Origin of the sequence: Clostridium sp. OM05-5BH, assembly GCF_003481505.1 — a bacterium.
Taxonomy (GTDB): domain Bacteria; phylum Bacillota; class Clostridia; order Lachnospirales; family Lachnospiraceae; genus Otoolea; species Otoolea fessa.
Map to the genome: position 1 here is coordinate 338 of NZ_QULJ01000025.1, position 2,051 is coordinate 2,388.

General features: G+C 40.9%; 2 protein-coding genes. One reads left to right on the forward strand and one right to left on the reverse strand.

Annotated features, from left to right (window positions below; all coding sequences use genetic code 11):
• Positions 1 to 97 precede the first annotated feature (97 nt).
• Positions 98 to 1,060: a DUF3658 domain-containing protein gene (locus DXB70_RS13885; RefSeq protein ID WP_014078537.1), complete on the forward strand. Its 963-nt coding sequence runs from the start codon at positions 98 to 100 to the stop codon at positions 1,058 to 1,060.
• A 61-nt stretch (positions 1,061 to 1,121) separates the two neighbouring features.
• On the opposite strand, the gene DXB70_RS13890 is transcribed toward DXB70_RS13885, so the two are convergent.
• A complete protein-coding gene (locus tag DXB70_RS13890; protein WP_118673488.1) occupies positions 1,122 to 1,928 on the reverse strand; it encodes a helix-turn-helix domain-containing protein in 807 nt (268 codons plus the stop codon).
• Positions 1,929 to 2,051 lie beyond the last annotated feature (123 nt).

Here is a 2,051-nt window from a genome sequence, read left to right on the forward strand (position 1 = left end):
GTGCAGCGTTGCAATAACATTCACAACCGAGCAGAAGAAATTGTTTTGCATGATATAATTTATTCATACGGGAGTAATTAAATCGGAGGTATATAAGATGATTGAAATTGTATTTGGTGAAAGTGCCTGTGGAAGTTTGAAAATTGCCCAAACTTACGGTAAGGGAAAGTATAGAGGAAGTGCAGTTTCGGTCTTTATGAGGCACGAAGATGGGAGTGTTCCATCTTCAGATGAAATGAAAGAAGCACAAATTCAAGCACAGGAACAAGAACATATTGCTTGGGAGAATGCTATTCCATTGGGAGGCAAGAGCAGTGATGTTTATTGTTTTGATATGGCTCTTAGTGTGGGAGATATTTCTGATAATGGAATTGGCGAACAGCGGAAAAATGTTCTCAAGAAAATGCTGTCTGTCTGGTTTGTAGAGGATTTAGACTATCAGGTTGAAGAAAAAATACAGAAAATTAAAACTACATTGTCTTCGGTTATTGAACGATATGTAGCTGGGGAAGAAGTTCGTATTTGGTATAGCTATAATCCGGATGAACTTTGCGGTATGTACTGGCTTATGAAACAACTTCGACCATTAAACTGTCAGACAACAATTTATTTGGTTAAGTTACCTGCCTGGGAATATGGAAAAGAAAATACTATGACATCCAAAATAGCATGGGGTGAGGTTTCTCCTGGCGAATGGGGAAAATATATAACTCTACAAGAAAAAGCTAAGCCTGTATTTCTTTCAGCTTGTGCTATGAAATGGAATCAACTTCAAAATGAAAATGCACCTTTGCGTGCAATGCTAAATGGTAAATTGCAAAGTGTTTCAGAAGATATATATGATAGTTTCATTCTTCGTGAAATTGCGGAACAGCCAGAGCAATTCAAAATGGCTATTGTTATAGGTAATGTTTTAGGAAAATATCAACTTGGAATTAGTGATGTATGGATTTCTAATCGCATTGATAAAATGCTTGAAGATGGTGTGTTGGAAATTATACAGGACGCACCAAAGGGAGAAACAAATTATCGCCGGATATTAAGAAAACGAATGAAATAATAACCACAGCAAGAACCGCTGCTACATGGAAGGCACCCCAACCATGCAACAGCGGTTTTTTTTACCGTTTTTTCCTCTGGCTGATAGGCGTTCCCATTTTCTTTGATTTTTTGAGAATCCGAATGAGCCAGCGGAATTCTTCTTCCGACAGATTTTTATAGTTGATACCGAGTTGCTTGCAATAAAGGATGACCAGCTTTTCATCCCGACTACCCTTGAATCTTTCGACCGCTTCCAGATTTTCTTTCAGTTCATCGGCAACGGTGGTCTGTGGGGCACTTTCACTATCCTTTTTGTGGGCTTCCCGAATATCCCGGATAATGAGGTTGAGATCATCCAGCACCATGTGGCTGAAATATTCATCATCGCTGATATGGGCGGCTTGTAGCACTTTCAAATGGGGGTCATCTTCGCCGGGGCGATACCGTTCAATGATTTCATGCCGGACAGTATCGACAAGGGCGTTGAGGTTTTGAATCTGCATGGTGGCAATCCCATCTACATAAATCTCAATATCCGCAAGAAACTTGATAAAATCCTTATGAGTGGCAAGCTCACAGAGCAGACGGTTGTTAATTCGACCGCTTTTCAAAAGTGCCACCATCTCATCGTTCAAATGAAGCCCTGTTAATGGTGTGTTGATCTGTTCCCGGTTCTCTGTCCGGCACAGCAGATAATCAACGGAAACCTCATAGAAGTCTGCCAGCGTGATAAGGTTGCCATGATTGATTTCCTTATAATCCTCTTTCTCATAACTTCCAAGAGCTGATTTGGAAATGCCCGTCAGCTCTGATAATTCTTCCAAATTTAAGCCTTTGTCCTTGCGGAGTTCCCAAAGACGTTCCTGTATGGTAGTTGCTCCTTTCATGGGCGCACGCTCCTTTCCAGCGGTTGTATTTCTGCCGCTTAACTGGATTATATCACACTTTCCGCAATCGTGGAAATTTCCGATTTTTACCCCTAATTCCTACTTTGTGGACATACGGCACAG